This is a genomic window from Streptomyces sp. YS-3 (assembly GCF_045257485.1).
GTDB lineage: Bacteria > Actinomycetota > Actinomycetes > Streptomycetales > Streptomycetaceae > Streptomyces.
On sequence record NZ_JBJHPC010000861.1, the window covers coordinates 1 to 2,101 of the forward strand.

A 2,101-nucleotide genomic window follows, 5' to 3' on the forward strand; every position below is an offset into this window, starting at 1 on the left:
CTGGAGAACATCCTGTCCTCGCACTCCCGCCCCGACATCACGGTCGTCATCGCCACCCGTCTGCGGCCCGAACGCCTGGGTTACCTCACCGAACTGCACGCCAGCCTGATGCGGCAGACCGTGCCATGGGAGGCCGTCCTCGTCCTCGACGGAGCCGACCGCGCGCTCCTGCCCGAACCGCTGGCCGCCGATGCCCGCATCCGCGTGGTCGAACTGCCCCGCCCCGTCGGCGCTGCCGCCGCCCGCAATCTGGGCCTGCGCACCGTCCGCACCCCCCTGGTGTGTTACATGGACGACGACGATCTCGTGCCGGACGACAGCCTCGCCGTACGGCACCAGCGGATCACAGAGACGGGTCTGGGTTGGGTCGCGGGCTGGAGCTCCGACCTGCATCCCGACGGCTCTACCACGATCTGGCGCTGCCCGACGCCCCCTGGCGTGCACCAGCCCGGTGATGTGACCGGGTACTGGACCAGTCCCGAAGCCCAGATCCCACTCGGCCAGACCATGCTCCTGGCCCGTACCGAACTGGTCGTTGCCGTCGGCGGGCACGGAGGACTGCCCCAGGGCGAGGACTTCGTCATGGTCAACGGTGTCACCAACCTCGCAGCGGGCGAACTGCTGCCGCACGTCGTCTACTACTACCGACAGCACCCCGCCCAGATGACCGCTGGCGGCGCGGCGTTCCTTGATCTGGAGGGCCCCTCGCGCGAGTTCGCCTTTCGGCACGGTCAGGCACTGCGCACCGCCCTGAGACGTTCCCGCCGCCCCGCCCTTGAGCTGGCCGTCTGATGACTTCCGGCGTCACCCAGGCGACCTTGGACCGTCTCGCCCGGCAGCTCAACGACATCGCCTCGCAACTGCCCACCACCCACTCGGATGTGGACCCCCGGAAGCTCACCGACGACATCGCCCTGCTGGCCCATCACCTCACCTACGCCAGCGAACGCGCCGAGGAACGCTTCGCCGCACCCGAGACAGTGCACCTGCCCGAGCGCCACACCCTGGTGCGGCTCGCCGAGGCGATGGCCGCCGTCACCCGCGCACTGGGCCACCTCACCGAAGCCCTCAACTGCGCGTCCACCGGCTTCTACCGCGAAGCCATCCCCGAGGTGGCGACCTCGCACCTGCGAGGCGCCCCAAGGCGCTGCGAATCACCGCGGCCGAGAAGTGCAACGCTGCCCGGACCCAGTTGGTCGCCACTGCCGCACAGCTCCATACGGAAGCCGGCGGCAGGGCTAAACCGCCCCGGCTGGCCACGCTCATGGCACCTCGGCCCGCTCAGCCCCCATCCCCCCGCAGTCACGGGCTCAGTGTCGCGGACTGCACGCTGACCCCCGCAGAAAGGATCGCCTCCTGTCCGACCATTTCCACTTCGCCGTCCACCCTGAACACGGCTTCGTTGCCGCCTCTACGGCGGCGGTCACCGAGCACCTGGCCGAGTGGTTCCTCACCCGCGAGCAGTTCGAGCCTGTCCCCGACCTCCCGGGTCTGTACCGGATCACCCAACCCGAACAGGACGGCTGGCGCCGCACCCGCCAGGCCGTACAGGACCTGCGTCGACACGGGTTCACCGTGCAGGCCGACTACTCGCTCGACCCCGCGATCACTCCTGAGGCCGCCCGCCCGTACGTCCGTAACGGGCTGCTGGAGCGTCGCCAGCGCATCGCCCGAGCCGCCGCCGCGGCCTCACCGCAGCGCACCCCCACGCTGGCCACCGCCTCTGCATGTCCTTCGGCGCACCCGGCCGCCGTGACGGTCGCTCGCTCCCCTGGCCCCGCGTCGGCACGGGGACGATGATCATGGACACCGAGCCCATCCGCATCGCCCGCAAGAGCGGGGGCGAAGTCGAGGTCGAGGGCCCCGTTGACGAGTTCGCGTCCCGGATCCTCGACCGTGCGGGCTTCATCTTCCGTCCGACCCTGCGCGGCATGTGGATCCGGCTGCACTTCGACACCGGCCAGGAGCACGAGAACCAGCAGGCCACCCATGCCGCGCGGATGCTCAGCGCGGCGGGCTATCAAGTCGATCTCGACCCGAGCCTGCTCCCCGCCGCCGGCCATCGCTCACCCGTGAACGGGTGGCCGCCACGTACGTCACC

The 2,101-nt window shown here is 70.3% G+C and carries 4 protein-coding genes; 3 read left to right on the plus strand and 1 reads right to left on the minus strand.

The annotated features are described in order from the left end of the window. Together ACJA3G_RS35645 and ACJA3G_RS35650 are read left to right on the plus strand one after the other, a co-directional pair. A partial coding sequence (locus tag ACJA3G_RS35645) for a glycosyltransferase family 2 protein (RefSeq protein WP_406557173.1) occupies positions 1-792 on the plus strand: 792 nt, incomplete at its 5' end. Beyond that, on the plus strand, positions 792-1,334 hold the full coding sequence (locus ACJA3G_RS35650; RefSeq protein ID WP_406557174.1) for a hypothetical protein: 543 nt from the start codon (positions 792-794) through the stop codon (positions 1,332-1,334). The genes ACJA3G_RS35645 and ACJA3G_RS35650, both read left to right, overlap by 1 nt. On the opposite strand, the gene ACJA3G_RS35655 is transcribed toward ACJA3G_RS35650, so the two are convergent. After that, positions 1,303-1,566, minus strand: coding sequence for a hypothetical protein (locus ACJA3G_RS35655; RefSeq protein ID WP_406557175.1), 264 nt, complete (start codon positions 1,564-1,566; stop codon positions 1,303-1,305). The genes ACJA3G_RS35650 and ACJA3G_RS35655 overlap by 32 nt on opposite strands. A 236-nt stretch (positions 1,567-1,802) precedes the next feature. Here ACJA3G_RS35655 and ACJA3G_RS35660 point away from each other — a divergent pair. Then, a partial coding sequence (locus ACJA3G_RS35660; protein WP_406557176.1) for a hypothetical protein occupies positions 1,803-2,101 on the plus strand: 299 nt, incomplete at its 3' end.